This is a genomic window from Halorhodospira sp. 9622 (genome assembly GCF_022228025.1).
Lineage (GTDB): Bacteria > Pseudomonadota > Gammaproteobacteria > Nitrococcales > Halorhodospiraceae > Halorhodospira > Halorhodospira halophila_A.
Window position 1 is genome coordinate 64,882 of sequence record NZ_JAJNRE010000005.1, and the last position, 18,169, is coordinate 83,050.

13 protein-coding genes and 1 riboswitch are annotated in these 18,169 nt (G+C 69.7%); of the genes, 6 read left to right on the plus strand and 7 right to left on the minus strand.

The annotated features are described in order from the left end of the window. Positions 1–792, minus strand: a complete 792-nt coding sequence (locus tag LRG07_RS04310; RefSeq protein ID WP_201171842.1) for a ParA family protein — start codon at positions 790–792, stop codon at positions 1–3. A 362-nt stretch (positions 793–1,154) separates the two neighbouring features. Between LRG07_RS04310 and LRG07_RS04315 the strand changes: the two genes are divergently transcribed. The 6 genes from LRG07_RS04315 (at position 1,155) to LRG07_RS04340 (ending at position 9,473) form a co-directional block, all read left to right on the plus strand. Next, positions 1,155–2,648, plus strand: coding sequence for a SulP family inorganic anion transporter (locus tag LRG07_RS04315; protein WP_238641864.1), 1,494 nt, complete (start codon positions 1,155–1,157; stop codon positions 2,646–2,648). A 22-nt stretch (positions 2,649–2,670) separates the two neighbouring features. Next, positions 2,671–3,522 carry a universal stress protein gene (locus tag LRG07_RS04320; RefSeq protein ID WP_201171840.1) on the plus strand — a complete coding sequence of 284 codons (852 nt, stop codon included), beginning with the start codon at positions 2,671–2,673 and terminating at the stop codon, positions 3,520–3,522. An 11-nt stretch (positions 3,523–3,533) separates the two neighbouring features. Then, entirely contained in the window at positions 3,534–4,814 is a 1,281-nt protein-coding gene (locus LRG07_RS04325; protein ID WP_238635548.1) for a cobyrinate a,c-diamide synthase, read from the plus strand. A 60-nt stretch (positions 4,815–4,874) separates the two neighbouring features. Further along, positions 4,875–5,483, plus strand: coding sequence for a cob(I)yrinic acid a,c-diamide adenosyltransferase (gene cobO, locus LRG07_RS04330; RefSeq protein ID WP_201171838.1), 609 nt, complete (start codon positions 4,875–4,877; stop codon positions 5,481–5,483). Continuing rightward, on the plus strand, positions 5,480–6,928 hold the full coding sequence (locus LRG07_RS04335) for a cobyric acid synthase (protein WP_238641865.1): 1,449 nt from the start codon (positions 5,480–5,482) through the stop codon (positions 6,926–6,928). The genes cobO and LRG07_RS04335 overlap by 4 nt, the downstream gene beginning before the upstream one ends. 108 nt (positions 6,929–7,036) lie before the next feature. Beyond that, positions 7,037–7,281, plus strand: a riboswitch (cobalamin riboswitch). Positions 7,282–7,409: 128 nt separating this feature from the next. Beyond that, on the plus strand, positions 7,410–9,473 hold the full coding sequence (locus tag LRG07_RS04340; protein ID WP_238641866.1) for a TonB-dependent receptor plug domain-containing protein: 2,064 nt from the start codon (positions 7,410–7,412) through the stop codon (positions 9,471–9,473). 13 nt (positions 9,474–9,486) lie between these two features. On the opposite strand, the gene LRG07_RS04345 is transcribed toward LRG07_RS04340, so the two are convergent. The 6 genes from LRG07_RS04345 to LRG07_RS04370 form a co-directional block, all read right to left on the minus strand. Continuing rightward, positions 9,487–10,461, minus strand: coding sequence for a hydrolase (locus LRG07_RS04345; RefSeq protein WP_238641867.1), 975 nt, complete (start codon positions 10,459–10,461; stop codon positions 9,487–9,489). Then, the gene (locus LRG07_RS04350; RefSeq protein WP_370641492.1) at positions 10,458–13,265 is read right to left on the minus strand and encodes an ATP-binding protein; all 2,808 of its coding nucleotides are present in this window, start codon (positions 13,263–13,265) and stop codon (positions 10,458–10,460) included. The genes LRG07_RS04345 and LRG07_RS04350 overlap by 4 nt, the downstream gene beginning before the upstream one ends. Next, positions 13,262–13,459, minus strand: a complete 198-nt coding sequence (locus LRG07_RS04355; RefSeq protein ID WP_201242928.1) for a hypothetical protein — start codon at positions 13,457–13,459, stop codon at positions 13,262–13,264. The genes LRG07_RS04350 and LRG07_RS04355 overlap by 4 nt, the downstream gene beginning before the upstream one ends. A 1-nt stretch (position 13,460) precedes the next feature. Beyond that, a complete protein-coding gene (locus LRG07_RS04360; RefSeq protein ID WP_201171829.1) occupies positions 13,461–15,584 on the minus strand; it encodes an exonuclease domain-containing protein in 2,124 nt (707 codons plus the stop codon). Beyond that, the gene (locus tag LRG07_RS04365) at positions 15,584–15,961 is read right to left on the minus strand and encodes a response regulator transcription factor (RefSeq protein ID WP_201171826.1); all 378 of its coding nucleotides are present in this window, start codon (positions 15,959–15,961) and stop codon (positions 15,584–15,586) included. The genes LRG07_RS04360 and LRG07_RS04365 overlap by 1 nt, the downstream gene beginning before the upstream one ends. 81 nt (positions 15,962–16,042) lie before the next feature. Further along, the gene (locus LRG07_RS04370; RefSeq protein WP_238641868.1) at positions 16,043–17,965 is read right to left on the minus strand and encodes a putative nucleotidyltransferase substrate binding domain-containing protein; all 1,923 of its coding nucleotides are present in this window, start codon (positions 17,963–17,965) and stop codon (positions 16,043–16,045) included. Positions 17,966–18,169 lie beyond the last annotated feature (204 nt).

Below are 18,169 nucleotides of genomic sequence, written 5' to 3' on the forward strand. Positions count from 1 at the left end.
CTAGCAGGCCACCGTCGCGCCGTTGAGGTTCTCGTAGAGTTCGCGGAACTGTCCGGTGAGCTTGTGCCTCGGCGCCCAGTGAATCAGCGGCTGGGCGTTCTGGTGCGATTCGCGGACCTTGACCGAGGTGTTCAGGTGGGGGGCGAGGATGGGCAGTTCCTCGTTGATCAGTTCCTCGACCAGCTGCCGGGGCAGATTGGCGCTGGGCTGGAACTGGTTGACCACGATGCCCTCGACCCGCAGCGCCTCGTTGTGATCCTCGCGGATCTCTTCCAGGTGCTCGACGAGCTCGTAGAGCGCACGGCGGGAGAAGTCGTCGCAGTCGAAGGGGATCAGGCAGCGTTGCGCGGCGATCAGCGCCGAGCGGCTGAAGAAATTCAGTGCCGGCGGGGTATCGATGTAGATGGCGTCGAATGGGGTCTGCAGGCTGGAGAGCGCGTCGCGCAGCTTGTAGATCTTGTAGCGCGCCTCCAGCTTGTTCTGCAGCGCCTCCAACTCCCGGTTGGCCGGCAGGATCGAGAGGTTCTCGAACGGGGTCTCGGTGATGAACTGATCGAGATCCGCCGGCTTGCGGGGGCCGAGACGGAAACCCAGGGTCGAGGCGTAGAAGTCGGCGATGGTGGACTCGCACGCGTCGGCATCGGCGCCGAGCAGATACTGTGAGGAGTTGCCCTGCGGGTCGGAGTCGACCACCAGCGTCCGCAACCCGGAGGCGGCGCTGATGGCGGCCAGGTTGCAGGTGATGGTGGATTTGCCCACCCCGCCTTTCTGATTAAAGATCACGCGGTTCACGCTTGCCTCCCGCTCCGTGTTGCCACCGGTTGGACGGATCGCCGGCAAATTGCCGGTAAGTATCCGGCCGCAGGGCATGTGCCGTCAATCCGTGTGCCCGCCGGCGAGGGTGCGGTGCGCTTCGCGGAGGTCTCCGTCTGTCATTCGCCCCCCCAGGGCTGGTAGGATCCTCGCCCTTTCGCGATTGGCACGAACAGCGCCCTCCTTGGTGGCGGGCCCTTCCGGGTCTGCTGGTGATTCGCGGCATCCAGGCTCCGGGCCCGGCCCGTGAGCGCACCATCGCGGTTTCGTATTGCGTACGAGCCCTCGGTCCTGGAGCGGTCCGAAAGGGGGCGTAATGGTCTGGTGACTTGGGGAACGGAATGGACTGGAGCAGGCTCAAGCGGGAGTGGTTCGGCAACATCCGGGGCGACGTGCTCGCCGGCATCGTGGTGGCACTGGCCCTGATCCCCGAGGCCATCGCCTTCTCCATCATCGCCGGTGTGGACCCGCAGGTCGGCCTCTACGCCTCCTTCTGCATCGCGGTCGTGGTCGCCTTCACCGGCGGGCGGCCGGGGATGATCTCGGCGGCCACCGCGGCGATGGCGCTGCTGATGGTCACCCTGGTCAAGGAGCACGGGCTGGAGTATCTGCTGGCGGCGACCCTGTTGACCGGCGTGCTGCAGATCATCGCCGGCTATCTGCGGGTCGGGCAGTTGATGCGTTTCATCTCGAACTCGGTGATGACCGGTTTCGTCAATGCTCTGGCCATCTTGATCTTTATGGCGCAGATCCCGGAGCTGATCGATGTGCCGTGGACCGTCTACCCGATGGTTGTCGGCGGTCTGGCGATCCTTTACCTGTTCCCGTATCTGACCCGGATGGTGCCGTCCCCGCTGGTGACCATCGTCGTTCTCACCACGCTGGCCTGGTTCCTCGGCATGGACATCCCCACCGTGGGGGATATGGGCAAGCTCCCGGACACCCTGCCGGTGTTTCTCTGGCCGGATGTCCCGCTGAACCTGGAGACGCTCTGGATCATCCTCCCCTATGCGCTGGCGTTGACCGTGGTGGGGCTGCTGGAGTCCATGATGACCCAGGGGATCGTGGACAACCTGACCGATACGGAGACCGACCGCGACCGCGAGTGCAAGGGGCAGGGTATCGCCAACATCGCCGCGGGCAGCCTGGGGGGCATGGCCGGCTGTGCGATGATCGGCCAGTCCGTGATCAATGTGAAATCCGGCGGGCGGGGGCGGCTGTCGTCGCTGGTCGCCGGCCTGGTGCTGCTGATCCTCGTGGTCTTTCTGACCCCGCTGCTGGAGATGATCCCGATGGCGGCGCTGGTGGCGGTGATGATCATGGTCTCCATCGGGACCTTCAGCTGGGCCTCGATCCGGGATCTGCCCAAGCACCCGATGAGCACCAACATTGTCATGATCAGCACCGTGGCCGTGACGGTGTTCACGCACAACCTGGCCATCGGCGTGCTCACCGGCGTCCTCCTCGCGGCGCTGTTCTTCGCCAACAAGGTCAGCCGCTTCATGTACGTGCGCTCGGATGTGCAGAGCCTGCCCGACGACCAGACGCTGCACCGCCGCTACGAGGTGGTCGGCCAGGTCTTTTTCGCCTCGGCGGAGCGTTTCCGCAAGTCCTTCGATTTCGGTGAGGACCTGGACACCGTCACCATCGATCTAACCCGGGCCCATTTCTGGGACATCACGTCGGTGGCCGCGCTGGATCGGGTCGTCATAAACTTCCGCCGCGAAGGCGTCGCGGTGGACGTGGTCGGCATGAACGAGGCGACGGCGACCATCGTCGATCGCTACGCGGTCCACAACGAGCCGGATGCCGTCGAGCGGTTGATGGGTCACTGAGCCGGGCAAGGAGTCAACGACCATGAGCAAAATCATCGCCAGCGTCGACGGATCCCGCTCGTCGCCCTCCGTCTGCGATCACGCGGTCTGGGCCGCACGGCGCCTGCAGGCGCCGTTGACGTTCCTGCACGCCTTTCGCAACCCGCACGGTGAGCGCGAGGCGGATCTCAGCGGCAATCTGACCTTCGGGGTGCGGGAAAACCTCCTCGACGAGATGGTGCAGCTTGAGGAGCAGCGGGGTAGGCTCGCACGCGAGCAGGCGCGCGCCATCCTCGAGGATGCCATGAGCCGCGCCCGGGAACAGGGCATCGAGAACCCCGGGCGGCTGCTGCGCAACGGCGAGGTGACCGATGTGCTGGACAAGGCGCAGGAGGAGATGCGCCTGCTGGTGCTCGGCAAGCAGGGCGAGGACGGCGACGCCGAAGAGCAGCATATCGGCAGCCACCTGGAGAGCACCATCCGCCGGGTGCAGAAGCCGATCCTGGTGGCGCCGCTGGCCTTCCGCGAGCCGGAACGCTTCCTGATCGCCTACGACGGCAGCCCGGCGGCCCAGAAGGTGGTCGATCGCATCACCGAGAGCCCGCTGCTCCAGGGGCTCGAGGCGCACCTGCTCCTGGTTGACGCCGATACCGAGGTCAACCGCGAGCGGTTGCTCGCCCCGCGTCAGCAGCTGGAGGCGGCCGGTTTCACGGTCCACGCCGAGGTCCGTCCCGGCGGGATCGACGAGACGGTGTGCAACTACCGCAAGGAGCAGGATATCCACCTGATGGCCATGGGCGCCTACGGCCACTCGCGGTTGCGCCGGTTCTTTGTCGGCAGCACGACCACCCACATGATCATGCGCTCGAGCACGCCGCTGCTCATCCTGCGCTAGGGTTTCGGGCAATGACGGTCCCCGCGCTGCTGATCGCCGCCCCGGGCTCCGGCCAGGGCAAGTCGATGATCACCGCGGCGCTCGCCCGGCTGCACCGCAATGCCGGGCGCCGGGTGCGGGTGTTCAAGCACGGCCCGGATTACCTGGATCCGATGGTCCAGGAGCGGGCCAGCGGGACGCCGGTCTACCAGCTCCACCCGTGGATGACCGGCGAGGCCGAGTGCCGCTGGCGCCTGGCCGAGGCCGCGCGCGAGGCCGACCTGATCCTCGTCGAGGGCTCCATGGGGCTCTTCGATGGCGACCCCTCCAGTGCCGATCTCGCCGCCCTGGCCGGCCTGCCGGTGGCGGTGGTGATCGACGCCCGGGCCATGGCCGAGACCTTCGGGGCCCTGGTCGGCGGGCTGGCCCGCCACCGCGATGACGTGCGGGTGATCGGGGCCATCGCCAACCGGGTGGGGAGTCCGGGGCATGCGCGCATGCTCGCCGGCAGCCTGCCCGAGGGGGTGGAATGGCTCGGGGCGGTGCCCCGCGACGAGGCCCTGCATGTACCTGATCGCCACCTGGGACTGGTCCAGGCCGGCGAGGTGGCCGACCTGGATGCACGCCTGGATGCGGCCTCAGCGGTGCTCGCCGAGGCCGGCCTGGGCCGCCTGCCGCCCCCGGTGGCCCTGCACGGCGAGGCGCCGCCGGCTCCGCCCCGGCGGCTGCATGGGCAGCGGATCGCGGTGGCCCGGGATGCCGCCTTTGCCTTTGCCTACCGGGCCAACCTCGAGTTGCTGGAGGCGATGGGGGCCGAGGTGGTGCCCTTCTCGCCGCTGCGCGATGCGACGCTGCCCCCCTGCGATGCCCTCTGGCTGCCCGGCGGCTACCCGGAGCTGCACGCCGCCACCCTGGCCGCCAACGACGGGATGCGGGCCGCTATCGGTGAACACCACGCCGCGGGCCGGCCGATCCTCGCCGAGTGCGGCGGTCTGATGTACTGCGCCGAGTCGCTGGTCGATGGCGACGGCAGCGAGCACCCGATGCTCGGCCTCCTCGCGGGGCGTGCCGAGATGGCCGGGCGGCTGACGGGCATCGGCCTGCAGAGCCTGTCCCGCCCGGAGGGCGAGCTGCGCGGCCACACCTTCCACCACTCGCGGCTGGAGACGGCCCTGGAGCCCACGGAGCAAACCGTGCGGCGCAGCGGCAGCCCGGCCGAGGGCGTCTACCGGGTCGGCAGCCTGACCGCGACCTACTTCCACGCGTATTTTCCCTCGGCGCCCGAGGTCGTCGCCGGGCTCCTGAGCCGGTAGGCTACTCATCGCCGCTTCCCCGGGGAGCGGTTTCTCCCGAGCAACGAGGTGTGCGAAGCGATGCGTGAAGACGCGAAGGACCCGCAGCGGCACGCGGCGCGCATGGAGCGCAAGAGGGCGGTCATGGAGGAGCGCCGGTCCCGCGCGCAGCAGGATCGCGGTGTGCTACTGGTGCTCACCGGCCCGGGCAAGGGCAAGAGTTCGTCGGCGCTGGGCATGGTGGCGCGGACCCTGGGCCACGGCCGCAGCGCCGGGGTGATGCAGTTCATCAAGGGCGGCCGGGCCACCGGCGAGGAGGCCTTCTTCCGTGACCAGCCTGGGGTCGACTGGCAGGTGATGGGCGAGGGCTTCACCTGGGAGACCGCCGACCGCGAGCGGGATGTGGCGGCGGCCCGCGAGGCCTGGCGCGCCGCCCGGGGCTGGCTGTGTGAGGAGGGGCCGTCGCTGGTGGTGCTCGATGAGCTGTGCATCGTCCTGCGCTACGAGTACCTGGAACTGGGCGAGGTCCTGGATGATCTGTCCCGGCGGCCCTACGAACAGCACGTGGTGGTCACCGGCCGTCACGCGCCGCAGCCGCTGATCGACGCCGCGGATACGGTCAGCGAGGTAGGCGCCGTGCGACACGCCTTCGAGGCCGGGGTGCGCGCCCAGCCGGGGATCGAGTGGTGAGCGCCCGCACCCTCATGCTCCAGGGCACCTGCTCCGGCGCCGGCAAGACGGCGCTGGTCGCCGGTCTCTGCCGCCTGCTCGCCCGCCACGGGGTCCGCGTGGCGCCGTTCAAGCCGCAGAACATGAGCAACAACGCGGCGGTCACCCGCGACGGCGGCGAGATCGGCCGCGGCCAGTGGCTCCAGGCCCTGGCCGCCGGGGTGCCGGCGCACACCGACATGAACCCGGTGCTGCTCAAGCCCGAGGCCGAGCGCACCGCCCAGGTGGTGCTCCAGGGCCAGGTCACCGGGCGGCTCGAGGCGCGCGCCTTCCGCGAGGCCCGCCAGCCGTTGCTGCCGCCGGTGCTCGAGTCCTTCGAGCGTCTGCGCGGCGCCTACGACGTGGTCCTGGTCGAGGGGGCCGGCTCGCCGGCGGAGCCCAACCTCCGCCAGGGGGACATCGCCAACATGGGCTTTGCCGAGGCCGCCGACGTCCCGGTCTGGCTGGTGGGCGATATCGACCGCGGCGGCGTCTTCGCCTCCCTGCTCGGCACCCTGGAGTGGCTTGATGTGGCCGACCGGCGCCGGGTCGAGGCACTGATCATCAACCGCTTCCGCGGTAGCCCCGAGCTGCTCGGCGAGGCGCCGGCGCAGCTCGCCGAGCGCGGGGGCGTGCCGGTGATCGGCGTGGTCCCGGCGGTGCCCGATCTGCACCTGCCCGAGGAGGACGCCCCCTACCGGATGGCTGGGCCGCGCGGCTCCGGCGGCGCCCTGCAGGTGGTGGCGGTGGCCTATCCGCGGATGAGCAACCACGACGATCTCGACGCCCTGGATGCGGAGTCGGGGGTCCACGTCCGCTTCGCCCGGCAGCCGCGGGATCTCGACGGGGCGGACCTGGTCGTCCTGCCCGGCTCCAAGCATGTCTTCTCGGATCTGGCCTGGCTGCGTGAATCCGGCGTGGCCGAGGCGCTGCTGCGCCACTGTCGGTATGGAGGTCGGGTGGTCGGCCTGTGTGGCGGCCTGCAGATGCTCGGCGAGCACATCGAGGACCCGGAAGGGGTCGAGGGCGGCGGCAGCGCCCCGGGCCTAGGCCTGCTGCCGGTGCGCACCCGCCTGGCGGCGACCAAGCAGCTGGCCGAGGTGCACGGCCACGCCGAGTGGCCGGCGCCGGTGACCGTCACCGGCTACGAGATCCACCACGGTGTCACCGGCGCCCAAGAGGGCCTCTTCCCCTTCGTGGCGCGCTCCGACGACGGCCGCGTGCTCGGCAGCTACCTCCACCGGCTCTTCGACAGCGGGCCGTTCCGCCGCGCCCTGCTGGTGGAGTGGTTCGCCCTGGAGGGCGAGGGTGGCGACGAGCAGGCGCGCATCGAGGCGGAGCTGGATCGCCTTGCCGACACCCTGGAGCAGGCCCTGGAACCCGCCTGGCTGGAGGCGCTCGGCGTGCCGGGGCGGCCGGCGGGCTAGGTGCGCGTTCCGTCGGTGCATCCCCCGGGGGGTGGGCACGGGGATCGCGCCCCCTGCGACGAACTGTCCGGCTCGTCGATTTGCAACCGGCCGATCAGCCTGCCTAAACTCCGCGACTTCGATGTGGGTGCCCGCAGGCGCAACAGGATCGCCTGGGGTTAAACGGGAAGTCCGGTCCAGCTGCACCCAGCAGTGAAGCCGGCGCTGCCCCCGCAACGGTAGGTGGGGCCTGCGGATCACAGGCCACTGCGAGACAGCCGTCACCCGGCGGCCCTCGCGGGAAGGCGATCCGCAACGACGCATCCAGCGTCCCCCCACGAGCCCGGAGACCGGCCCACAGCAACCCACGAAACGGCGTGCGGGCGGCGCGCCTGGGGGTGAGCTTGCCGGTGATCCCATCCGTCCGGCGGCGGCGCTGCAGCCGTCGTCGCTCCCCCAGTTTGAGTCGCCAGCGCCCGTCGCAAGACGAGGAGCGCTGAACATGAATCCGAACGATCGAAAACCCGGGCGCCTGCTCGGTGCCTTGCTGGCCACGGCGGTGTCGGTCCCGGCCCACGCCGCGGACGATGACCAACCGATCGCTTCCTCCACCGATCTGTCGCCGGTGCGCATCGAGGCCGGCGGCGATCCCCTGGGACGCGGCGCGGACAGCGAAGCCCTGCAGCGCCGCCAGGCCTCCAGCAGCGCCGAGATCTTCCGCGGCGAGGCCTCGGCCGGGGTCGGTGGCGGCAGCCGCAACGCCCAGCGCCTCTACCTGCGCGGTGTCGAGTCGAGCAACCTCAACGTCAGCGTCGACGGCGCCCGCCAGGGGCGCAATCTTCACCAGCACCGCGGTGGCCTGACCGGCCTCGACCCGGACCTGCTGCGGTCGGCCGATCTCGACCCGCGTCCGGCGGCGGACCAGGGCCCCGGTGCCCTGGGGGGGTCGGTTCGCTTTGAGACCGTGGATGCCCAGGACCTGCTCGACCCCGACGAGGAGATCGGGGCCCGCCTGCGCGCTGGCTACGCCAGCGCCGACGAGGCCGAGCGCGGCTCGGCCACCGCCTTCGGCCGGCTGGGCGGCGACTGGGGCGTCCTGGCCCACATCGGTGCGGTCAACCGGGATGACTACCGCGTTGGCGGCGGCGGGAGCATGCCGTACTCCGGCGGCCGCGACCGCGACTACCTGGCCCGCATCAGCCGGGTTCCGGCCAGCGGGCACCAGCTGCGCTTCGGCGTGCAGCGCAACACCTTCGAGGGGGACCACCACTACGGCTCCTGGGGCAGTGACTTCGGCGACCCGCGCGAGACCACCCGGCAGGATCCGGTGGGCCAGGAGCAGCGGCGCGAGACCTGGACGGCAGAGCACCGCTACCGCCCGGCCGACCCCCACGTGGACTGGCAGGCCCGTGTCTACCGCAACGACAACCGCCTCGAGCGCCAGGACCGCAGCACCGCCACCCGGGCCGTGGAGCACGGTGGCGACGTGCGCAACACCTTCACCCTGGACGCCGGGCCGACCCGTCACCGGCTCACCGCCGGTTTCGACTACTACACCGAGGATGGGCGCATCGGCCAGACCGACGGTCCGCGGCTCAGCCACCGCTCGCGCAACTTCGGCGCCTTCCTGCAGAACCGGATGCGTTGGGAGCGGCTGCGCCTCTCGGCGGGGCTGCGCTTCGACGACTACAACACGGACCTGGTGGAGCAGGACCTGGACGGTGACGCCGTCTCGCCCAATCTCAGCGCCGAGCTGGAGATGAGCGCCGGCTGGAGTGCGTTCGCCGGCTACGGCGAAGCGGTCAGCGGTGCCGGCGTGCTGCCCATCGGCTGGCTGGCCTACATCGACGATGAAGAGACCAACCTCAACGACGGCGAGCCGTTCGAGGCCGAGGAGTCGCGCCGCACGGAGGGCGGCCTGCGCTACCAGGGGCGGGATTGGATCACGGCCCGCGACCGCTTCGACTTTGAGGCGACGCTTTTCGAGACGCGCATCAAGAACAGCATCGAGCGCAATGATGACTGGGGTAGCCCGTTTAGTTTCGGTGACCCGGCTTTCCCTAGCGGGCGTTCCGAGCCGCTCGTCGGCGAGATCCGCAACCGCCCCGATCCGGTCCGCCTGCGTGGCTACGAACTGCGCGCCGCCTGGGGCGTGGGCCCCTACGACGCCCGGCTTTCGTTCCTCAGCGCCGAGGCCGTCGACGACGACGGTGACCCGGTGGGGGTGATCCGGCGCCTGGGTGGGGGCGGCGGTGACCGCCTGGTCTTCGATCAGCGCTGGGCGGCCCACGAGACCCTGACCCTGGGCTACACGCTCACCTGGGTGGGTGATCACACCGACGTGCCCGACGACGAGCCGGAGCGCGACGGCTACCACCTCCACGACGTACAGGCCGAGTGGCAGCCGTGGGCCGACGACCGCCTGACCCTGGCGCTGGCGGTGCACAACCTCTTCGATGAGCAGTATGCGGAGCACACCTCGCTGGCGGTGGAGGAGAACGACGAGTGGCAGATCCGCGATGAGCCGGGCCGGGACGTGCGGGTGACCGGGACGCTGCGCTTCTGAGCCCGGCGCCGGTCTAGCCGGTAGAGGGCGGGTTGCCGAGCGCGGTCTCGATGAGCCCGGCGATCCGCCCGTCCAGCCAGTAGCCGGGCCGGGTGCCGTGGACGAAGCCGACGTGCCCGCCGTGGCGCTGCAGCTCCATAGACACCCCGGGGCCGAGTTCGTCGGCCTGCGGGATGGTCTCCGATGGTACGAAGGGGTCGTCCGCCGCGTGGAGGATCCGGGTGGGCTGGCGGATGGCGCCGAGACGCTGCCGGCAGCCGGCCCGCCGGTAGTAGTCGGCGCTATCGCGAAAGCCGTGCAGCGGCGCGGTGAGCAGGTCGTCGAACTCGCGCAGGCGGCGGATGCGCCGGATCCGCTCCACCGGCACCGGCGCATCGCTGCGTGCGGCGAACTTGGCCGCGGCCATCGCCCGCAGGCGGCGCAGCAGGTACGCCTGGTAGACGCGCGCAAAACCCTGCTCCAGGGCGTCGGCGCAGCGGTCCAGCTCGAACGGCACCGAGACGGCCACGGCCAGCGCCACCGGGCAGTCGCCGCGCTCGGCCAGCCAGTTGAGCAGCATCGAGCCGCTCAACGAGAAGCCGACCACCGCCAGGGGCTGCCCGGGGCGCCGCTCGACCAGGCCGGCGACCACCGCCTCCAGATCGTCCCAGGCCGCCGCGTGGTAGGAGCGCCGGTGGCGGTTGGGCCGCCGCCCGGCCCCCCGCGACTGCAGGACCACCGATCCGATACCGCGCCGGGCCAGCTCGGCCACCAGCCCGCGCACGTAGGCCGAGTCGCTGCTGCCGCCCAGGCCGTGGCCGATAATCGCCAGCCCCTGGCCCGGGGGGCCCCAGGCCAGCTCCAGAAAGTCGCCGTCGGGCAGCTCGAAGGTCTCCGACGTCAGCGGGATCCGCGGCGGGCTGCGCAGCAGGGCCGGGAAGACGGTCTGGGCGTGGCGGCCCGGCAGCCACCAGGCCGGTTGGAAGGCGGGGGGCTGCGGATCGGTCACGCGGATGCCTCTCCTGGGGATGTCGGTCCGTGTTCGGTGAACGCTACGTAGCCGGTGACGTTGCTGTGCTCGCCGCCGGCGCACGGCAGTTCGCAGACGAAGCTGGCCCCGGCGCCGGGTTCGCTCTCCACCCACAGGGTGCCCCAGTGGGCGTCGGCGATCAGCCGGCAGATGGCCAGCCCCAGACCGCTGCCCTTGGGCTTGCCGGCCTGTTGCTGAGAGATCTGGTGGAACTTGTCGAAGATCCGTCGCTGATCCTCCTCGCTGATGCCCGGGCCGTTGTCGGTCACCGACAGGCGCAGGGTGTCGCCGCGGCCCGGCTCCAGGCGCAGCCAGACCTGCCCCTCGCCAGGCTCGGTGAACTTCGAGGCGTTGGAGAGCAGATTGATGATCAGCTGCATCAGCCGGTCCGGATCACCCTTGACGGCGTTGTCGTCGCTGGTGACCTCGATGTGCAGCTGCGTCTGCCGGTCGGCGAAGAGCTGCTGGGTAGACTCGGCCGCCTCGCGGGCCAGGCGCGAGAGGTCGACGTCCTCCAGCTGCCACTGGGCCGAGCCGCTCTCGATCTTGGACAGGTCCAGCACCTGGTTGATCAGTCGGGTCAGACGCTCGCTCTCGCGGACCACGACCTCAAGGAATTCGCGGCGCTGATCGGCGTCTATCTCGGGGTTGTTGAGCAGGATCTCGCCGAAGGCGCGGATGGAGGTCAGCGGCGTGCGCAGCTCGTGGCTGACCATGGAGACGAACTCGTCCTTGAGCTGGTCGAGCTCCTTGAGCCGCTCGTTGGCCGCGCGCAGCTCCTCGGTGGCGCTCTCCAGGGCGCGGGATTTCTCCTCGAGCTGCCGTGAGTACTCGATGGCCCGCGAGGTGGCGTCGAGGATCTCCATCACGCCCTCGTAGGAGAGGGCCTCACCCTTGACGATGGAGGAGACCATCACCCGCGCCGAGGCGGAGCCGATGGACCCGGCGAGCAGGCGCTCGACGTGGTTGACCAGCTCGGGCCGAGCCTGCTCGGCCTCGTCCAGCGGGCGGCCGCGGTGGGCGCCATACTCGCGGATCACCTCGGCGGAGCGTTCCGGGCCAAGGAAGCGGCCGAGCAGATCCTGCAGATCGCCCACGGTGGCCGTGCCTTCCCAGAAGCGGGCGTCGCGCTCGGAGCGCAGGAAGACGTCGACGAACAGCGTGGCCTGGATGCGCTCCATGTCGCCCTGTCGATCGAACAGCGAGACCCCCAGCAGCAGCCCGAGGTTGGCGAGCATGGTCCAGAAGAAGGCGTGGGCGATCGGATCCATACCCTCCAGGCCGAACAGGGCGTAGGGGTGCAGCCACTCGACCCCCCACGGCCCGTCGCGGAGCAGCTGTTCGCCAAGCAGGCCGGCCTCGGCCAGCGAGGGCAATAGCAGGGTGTAGACCCAGAGCAGGAAGCCGGCCACCAGCCCGGCCAGCGCCCCGCGCCGGCTCGCCCCCTTCCAGAACAGCCCGAGCAGCACCGCCGGCGCGAACTGGGCCACCGCGGCGAAGGAGATCAGCCCGATGGAGACCAGGGCGTGGGTGTCGGCGATGAGCAGGTAGTAGATATAGCCCAGCGCCAGGATGACGCAGATCACCAGGCGTCGGATGGCGACGATCAGCCTCGACAGGTCGTGCCGGCCCCGGGCGTGGAAGCGGCGCAGCCGCAGCAGGGCCGGGGTGACGATATCGTTGCTGACCATGATGGCCACGGCGATGGTGGCGACGATGACCATGCCGGTGGCCGCCGAGAAGCCGCCGATGTACACCAGCAGCCCGAGCAGGCCCTGATCCACCGCCAGGGGTAGGGCGAGGACGTAGTCGTCCCCGGGGATCTCGTCGCCGAAGAACAGCAGACCGGCGAGTGTCACCGGCAGGACGAACAGGTTGATGACCAGCAGATAGAGGGGGAACAGCCAGGAGGCCGTGCGAATATGATCCTCGTTGACGTTCTCCACTACGCTCACCTGCCACTGCCGCGGTAGGAAGAGAATGGCCAGGGCTGACAGCGCCAGCATGGCGATCCAGCTCTGGTAGCCGCCGGGCAGCCCGGTGAGCAGCCCGAGTTCCTGGATGGCCGGGGTGGCCGCTGCCTCGCGGAAGAGCTCCACCGGACCCGCGAAGAGAACGAAGGTGACGAAGATCCCCACCGCCAGGAAGGCGATGAGTTTGACCACCGACTCGAAGGCCACGGCCACCACCATGCCCTCCAGGCGCTCGGTGGCGTCGATGTGGCGCGTGCCGAAGAGGATGGTGAACAGCGCCAGGAGGACCGCTACGTAGAGCGCCTTGTCGTCGAGGAGGCCGGCGCTGCCCGCCTGGACCGCCTCCATGTCGGGGAAGTGCAGCAGCACGTCGAAACTCGATGAGACGGCCTGCAGCTGCAGGGCGATGTACGGGGTGGTGCCCACCAGGGCGATGAACGCCGCCAGGCCGCCGAGCAGCATGCTCTTGCCGTAGCGGGCGGCGATGAAGTCGGCGATGGAGGTCAGCCGGTAGAGCTTGCTGATGCGCACGATCTTGCGCAACACCACCCACCAGACGATGGCCATCAGGGTGGGGCCGAGGTAAATGGTCAGAAAGGCCAGCCCGTGTTCAGCGGCCAGCCCGACGCTGCCGTAGAAGGTCCAGGCCGTGCAGTAGACGGCGATGGAAAGGGTGTAGACGTACGGGTTGTTGACCAGCGACAGGCCGCGGTCGCCGAGCTTGTCCGCCGTATAGGCGACGGCGAAGAGCAGCCCGACGTAAAGGGCCGAGACCAGCAGAATGGTCCAGGCCGGCAGCACGGCGCTCACCCCCGTGCGGCCGCCCGGTTGAGCCGGGCGACGGCCGCGATCAGTCCGGCCCAGACGGTAAAGAAGTAGGCGTAGAGCACCGGCACCCCGAGCACCTTGCCGTCCACCGCGAACAGCGATAGCACCGGGTAGTTAAACAGCACCACCCCGAGCAGGGCCAGGGCGGTGAGTCGCTCGCTGCGCCGTCCCGTCACGTCAGAACTGAGCCTGCTGCTTGCGGACCTCGATCATCTGTTCGGAGGCGTTGATGGCCTCGCGCAGGGTGGTGACGCCGCGCTCCTCGAGCAGGGGTAGCATCTGCGCGAAGATCTCGCCGGTGACCAGGGTATCGCCCAGCGCGGTGTGGCGGCCGCTGATCTCCACCCCCAGCCGGTTGGCGATGGCCTCTAGGGTGTGCTCGGGGGTGTGGTCGTGCAGGAAGACCGAAAGCAGCAGGGTGTCGAGCACCGGGTTCTCGAACCTCAGGCCGCACTGCTCCTCCTTAAGGCGGATGAACTTCATGTCGAAGGCCGCATTGTGGGCGACCAGTACCGAGTCGCCGACGAAGGCACTGAACTGCGGCAGGACCGTGGTGATCCCGGGCTTGTCGGCGACCATCTCATCGCGGATGCCGTGGAACTTGATCGACGCCTTGGGGATGGGCCGGCCCGGGTTGACCAGCTGCTCGAAGCATTCGCCCTCGAGGATGCGGCCGTTGACCATGCGCACCCCGGCGATGGAGATGATCTCGTCGCCCTCCGAAGGGGCCAGGCCCGTGGTCTCGGTGTCGAAGATCACGAAGGAGAGCTGGGCCAGAGGACGGTCGAGCAGCTCGCCCTGGTCGGCGGCCTGGTCGGCCAGCGAGAAGTCGTAGAACTCCGGCCGCGGCGGCAGCCGCTCGCCCGGTTGCTCCCACTGGCGCCGCGACACCGGCACGGGGATGCGGAGTACCGCGCGGTCTTCACAACGCGGCTGGGTCTGGCTCCAGGCCACGCTGTCGTGGCGCTCCAGGACGCCACGCGGTGTCAGCTGTCCGGTGGCCTCGGGCAACTCCTCGTCGAGCCACCCTTCGAGCTTCTCCGGCGGGATCGGTGCCCCCGTCCAGGAGAGATCCAGATAGACCCGCTGGTCGCCCATGAGCGGCTCGGCCCGGACCGACTCGATACCCAGGTCGCCGCGCAGGTGGCGCAGCAGGTGCTCCAGCACCAGGCCGATGGAGTGGCTCTCGGCGTGCATCCAGAGCGGAATGCCGACCACCTCCACCCGGGGCAGCCCCTCGGGATGGCGGCGCAGCACACTGGCGAAGAGATCGGCGCTGCTGATGTCCGCCATCGTCCATGGGGCGGAGACCAGGCGGTGGGTTTCCCGGGCCATGCGCTCGAAGCGCCGGCTCAGCTCGCGGCTCTCGTGGACCATCATGGCCTCGAAGGACTGCCGCTGCTCGCGGGCCATGGCCTCGTCGCCCTGCCCGAGGCTCTCGGCGGCGGCGCGCAGGTTCGCCAGCGGTGCGCGCAGCGATTCGACGGCGCTGCGCAGGGCGTGGTCACGTCGTGCCACCCCCTCGATCTTGCGGGTGATGTCCTCCAGGGTCAGCACGAAACCGGAGCGCAGCGGGCTGGAGGAGGGCAGCAGGCTCATCCGGCAGTGCAGCAGGGCACCGTCGTCTACCGTTGCGCAGACGAACTCGGCCCGGTTTTCGGCGACCGTGTGGTCCTCGGCGATGGCCAGCCGGTGCTGGAGCATCTCCAGGGTGTGGTCCACCGCCGAGCGGGCCAGCACATCGTAGATCGAGCGCCCGAGGCCCAGGGCGTCGTTGCGCAGGATCTCCCCGGCGGCCGGGTTGTAGAGCAGGATCCGCCCCTCGGTGTCGCAAACGATCACACCCTGCTGGATTTCGCGCAGGACGATCTCCAGGCGCGTTTTCTGGTTCTCCGCCCCCTGCGCGCCGGAGCCCAGCGCCTTGGCCACCTCGCGGCGGCTCTCGTAGAGATTGCTGCCGAGGGTCTGCAAGCTCTCCGGGAGTTCGCCGAGCAGGTGCATGCTCGGGATCTCCAGCTCGTGGGCCGGATTGGAGTGGGCCATGATCGATGCGCCGCGGGCCAGGGCACCCAGAGGGCGGATCACCGCGGCGTCGAGGAGGATCCAGATGGCTACGGTGGCCCCCATGAGCACGGCGCCGGCGGCCCCGAAGGCGAGCAGCGCGTTGGCGCGCTCCGGGCCCTCGGGGACGTGGCCCAGGGTCAAGTAACCGACGGTGGCCAGCGCAGCGGCGATCAGCAGGAGCAGGAACAGTGCCGGTGCCCAGAACTTCAGCCGGCGGCGAGCCATGGCGCTGGCCATCACTGCGCCCCGTTGGCCAGGATGTGCTGGACCGTCTCCACCACTTCCTGGGTCGAGAACGGCTTGGTGATGTAGTCGTCCGCGCCCATGGCCAGCCCCTTCTCGCGCTCCACGTCACGGCCCTTGGCGGTGAGCATGACCACCGGCAGGTGCGCCCACTCGGCGCGCTGGCGAATCTCCTGACAGACCTCGTAGCCGTCCTTGCGGGGCATCATCACGTCGAGCAGCACCAGGTCCGGGATGCGCGCCTCGAGGGCCTCGAGGGCCTGCTCGCCGTCCTGGGCGGTGCGTACCTCGAAACCGGCCTGCTTCATCAGGAACTCCAGGGACAAGACGATGTTGTCCTCATCGTCCACGATCAGGATCTCTTGGCTCATCTTCGTGGCCGCCTCCTCTCGGTTATCGTGCCGGGTCGCCATCGCCGGGGGCGTGCTGCCCCCCCCGGCGAGCGCCCTATTCTAAAGGCCGAAGACGCCTTGTACGCGGTCCTGGAAGCGCTTGACCGCTTTCATGCTCGTCGCCAGGGACTGCCGGGTCAGGTCGTCCAGCTCCTCGGGGTCGATGTACTTGTCCGGAATCTGCCCCGCCTGATGCTGCTCGATCTGGTGGGTCAGCAGCAGGTCGAGCAGTTCCTCGTGGGCGGTCAGGACCGAGTCGACCATCTCGCTGGTGAGCACACCCTCGCGGCGCAGGCCCTTGAGCCGGGCGACGGTGTTGGTCTCCCGCACGTTGGCGGAGAGTGCGTAGATGCGCGCGCCGTTGGCGATGATGCGCAGGCCCTTGCGCTTGATATCGACGCAGCCGTGACCATTGTCGGAGCGGCGCGAGCGGATCAGGCGGTTGAACAGCCCCACGGCCGGCTGCCCCTCGGCGTCGTCGCCGGTCATGAAGCGCAGCAGTTTGGGCTGCTCCTGCAGGGTGGCGAGGACGAAATCCCAGAGCTCGGTGACCAGCCCCTGCTCACCGTAGAGGAGTTCGAAATCCAGAAAGATGTTGCTCCACCGGGCCGAGGTGCTGTTCGGGTGCCGGGCGATGTAGCGCAACTGCTGCCGCCAACGCTCCAGCGCGTGGCGGTACTCCGGGTTGCGGGCCATGATATCGCCCTTGCACCACTCGTAGCCGAGCTCGTCGAGGCGGACGTTGACCCGCTCGGCGAAGTTGGCGAACCACTCCGCCTCGGTCTCGTCCAGGGGGCGGGGCTCGCTGCTGCCGCGGGGGTAGTCCCCGATGATCATGGCGTTGTCCTGATCCGGGTTGATCAGTGCCTCGCGGCGGGCCAGCGAGCCGAGCACGAGCAGGGCGTAGGGGCGCGGGGCCTCGCCCCATCCCTCGCCGTGGAGCTCGTCGAGGACGAGGTCGATGCAGCGGCGCTGGAGCTGCAGGTGGAATTCGCTGAGCAGGTAGGTGGCGCGGCTCGCCTCGCGGTTGTTGTTCCAGGCCTCGCGGGCGACGTAGCCCACCTCGCCGGCCAGTTGGCGCAGCTCCGCCATGCTGGTGGCTCGGTTGGTGCGCTCGCGCATGACCGTCTGCTGCGCCATGATCGCCTGCAGCATGTTCGACTGCGAGAGCATGCCCACCGGGCGCGTGCCGTCCATGACCACCAGGTACTTGACGTTCTCCCGCGCCTGGATGTCCTTGGCCTCGGACAGTGGCGTTTCCGGACCGATGGCGGTGATCCGCTCGGCGGCCTCGACGATGGAGGCGTCCGGGCTGAGTCCGCGGGTGAAGATGGCCCGGCCGATGGTGCGCAGCGTGGCCAGGCCCACCAGTCCACCAGCCTCGTCGAGCACGCCGATGCTGCCGATCTGGCGCTGGTCCATGAAGCGGAACGCCTCGGCGAGGCTGCAGTCCGGCTGCTGGTAGGTCAGCGGCGTGGACATGGCGGTGCGGGCCGGCTGCGACAGGGCGCCAGTGGGGCTGCCGCGGTGCTGCCAGGAGTTGGCGCGGATCCGGTCGGCGATGATGCGGCTCAGGGTGTCGGCCAGCGCCGGGTGCTCGCGTTCGAGGGTGCGCACGTCCTCGAAGGGGACGCCGACGACCAGCGTCGGCCGGGTGGCGAGGGCGGTGAGGGTGTAGGGCTCGTCGTCGAAGTAGCTTGACAGCCCGAGCAGGGTCACCGGCTCGCGCACGGTGACCACGTTGTGCGCGTCGCGCAGTTCCACGCGCCCCTCGTAGAGGATAAAGAGCGTATCCCGGTCCGGGTCGCCGAGGTGGAAGAGCACCTCGCCACTGTCCAGGTGGTGGACGCTGCCCCGGCCGAGCAGGGCACGCAGGACCCCGTCGTCGAGGTTGCGGAAGACCTCGTTCTCGGCCAGGCGGCGGATATCCAGCGTGTCGGCGGATACGTGCGGTTCCCCGGGGCTGTTCGCTCCGGTGGCCATTGGCGCTTCTCCTGTGCGGGTGTCTGCTCGCTTTGATCATGCCCAAGCCCGGCCGCGGAGACAAACCACTGTGCGGGTGTTACCCACCGGTGTTACCCGCGGGAACGTGGCCTGTTACCTCGGGTAACGCCCCCGCAGGGAGGCCGGGGCCGGAACCTAGATACATCAGCCGGTTAGCGGGCCACGCAAGGGTGGCACGGTTTT